Here is a 1323-nt window from a genome sequence, read left to right as displayed (position 1 = left end):
CCCAGCTCGATGGTGATGGCAACGCATATAATGCGTTAGGGATCACCTCAGCCCGGCTTTTGGCCGAGCCAAACCCGCCTGGAACGGCACCACGCCGGACGGGCTATCACTCAGGGAAATGAGAACAATGAAGACCGCTATCAAGGCCGGTATCGCAGGCGCGGTGCTGGTAGTAGTGGGCGCAGCCCACGCCGAGCTGCACGGGGAGGAAGCAGAGAATGCAGCACGGGATGCAGCGGTGCGTCAGTACGCGGCGAAGCTGGAGGCCGATTGGCAGCAGTGCTTGAGGAAGCCGGAGACCAAAACCACCCATGATTCAGGTCTTTGCGCATATGCAATGTGGGAGGCGGCTAAGGATGCGGTGAAAGAGAAGTACCAGAAGGCTCTTGCCAGCGCACAGGAGCACGTCGACAAAGGGAGGCTCCCGAAAAATGTACCGGCCATGATGCCCCAGGCGCAGGCAGCGTGGGAGCAGTTCGTAGAGGCAGATTGCGGTGTGGTAGGTGCTCTCATCACTGGGACCGCGAGCGCTACCTATCAGACTGTGTGCAAGTACAAGCACCAGATACAACGTCTCCACGACCTGGACCAATGGTGATTTTGATGGTGATTGATAGGCGCAGGTCGTCGTAGTCAGGCCAGTCGCCCGATTTCGCCGCCTCGATGATTTCTCCGAAAGTTTTCATGGCTTGTCTCCAGCGGCCAGGGCCTCAGCCTTCAGTGAGGCGTACGCCACGCCATCCAACGCGCTGTCCTCGTGGTATTTGTCGGGGTTCTGCCACTGGCGCACGTCCTTGACGATCTGCATCAGCAGCCAGCCTTCTGCTTCGGTGAGATCGCGGCCGGTTATGGCGTTGAAGGCTTGGACAGTCTTTACCATGCTGCGAGTGCCGTCCGGTGCGTCGTACTGCTTGCCGCGCTCGGCCTGTACGTCGATGGCGGCCTGCAGGAAGTAGGTGGACGTCTTTGCTTCGATCAGGTCGGTCATGGCTGCACCTCGGGAAGCTCTGGGAATGAGGCTTCAGCTTCGGTGCGGAACTTGATATCGCTGGAGTCACCGTGGCGACCTTCCGACCAGGTGATTCGCTTGCCGCAGTAGCAGCCGGTCACCTGGGCCAGGTCGAAGTTCTGCCGAAACTCCATGGAAATACCGGTCATGCCGTGCTGGCGCGCCAGGGCGACCACAGCCTGCGCAAATTCAACATCTTGATCAGTTACTGCGCTCACAGCTGATACCTCTCATCAATCCAGCGCCCAGGCGCCAGAGCGGGTGTAGGTTCGGGTTGGGTTTCGTGCGGGGAGAGCTGGCGCTCGTTGCCGGCC

At 59.9% G+C, this 1323-nt stretch carries 3 protein-coding genes; 1 reads left to right on the top strand and 2 read right to left on the bottom strand.

The genetic code is table 11. The annotated features are described in order from the left end of the window. Window positions 1-127: 127 nt before the first annotated feature. Window positions 128-598: a lysozyme inhibitor LprI family protein gene (locus HU770_RS26730; protein ID WP_186666577.1), complete on the top strand. Its 471-nt coding sequence runs from the start codon at window positions 128-130 to the stop codon at window positions 596-598. An 84-nt stretch (window positions 599-682) separates the two neighbouring features. On the opposite strand, the gene HU770_RS26725 is transcribed toward HU770_RS26730, so the two are convergent. Together HU770_RS26725 and HU770_RS26720 are read right to left on the bottom strand one after the other, a co-directional pair. Beyond that, window positions 683-988, bottom strand: a complete 306-nt coding sequence (locus HU770_RS26725; protein WP_238347571.1) for a hypothetical protein — start codon at window positions 986-988, stop codon at window positions 683-685. Continuing rightward, window positions 985-1227 carry a hypothetical protein gene (locus tag HU770_RS26720; protein ID WP_047583051.1) on the bottom strand — a complete coding sequence of 81 codons (243 nt, stop codon included), beginning with the start codon at window positions 1225-1227 and terminating at the stop codon, window positions 985-987. The genes HU770_RS26725 and HU770_RS26720 overlap by 4 nt, the downstream gene beginning before the upstream one ends. Window positions 1228-1323 lie beyond the last annotated feature (96 nt).

The organism is Pseudomonas sp. SWRI68, from assembly GCF_014269165.1.
GTDB classification, from domain to species: Bacteria; Pseudomonadota; Gammaproteobacteria; order Pseudomonadales; family Pseudomonadaceae; genus Aquipseudomonas; species Aquipseudomonas capeferrum.
The sequence above is the reverse complement of the archived record's forward strand: the minus strand, read 5'-3'. Positions and strand labels throughout refer to the sequence as shown.